Source organism: Stenotrophomonas sp. GbtcB23 (assembly GCF_019091045.1).
GTDB lineage: Bacteria > Pseudomonadota > Gammaproteobacteria > Xanthomonadales > Xanthomonadaceae > Stenotrophomonas > Stenotrophomonas rhizophila_A.
Window position 1 is genome coordinate 1 of sequence record NZ_JAGXKC010000500.1, and the last position, 255, is coordinate 255.

General features: G+C 53.7%; 1 protein-coding gene. It reads right to left on the reverse strand.

The annotated features are described in order from the left end of the window. The coding region (locus KVS69_RS19910) for a hypothetical protein (protein ID WP_217539907.1) at positions 1-255 on the reverse strand (255 nt) is incomplete at both ends.

The window sequence follows — 255 nt, forward strand, 5'->3', positions numbered from 1 at the left end:
AGTGCGATGGCCTTCCGGGCTAACTCCTCCGGCAACGCATCGAAGGCAGGAAAATCCTGACGGTACTCAAGATACACGCCCGCACGGCCGTAAACCTGGTTCCAAGTGTTGACCTCGCTCTCTTTGACATCAAGAGCGCGCCAATGCCGACGCAGAACATCTTCGTAAATTTCCCGCACTTCAGGCGAGAACAGGGAATCGACAAGAGCAATGTCATCGATGAAGCGCTCGTCGACCGAGTTTCCTTTTCGTTTT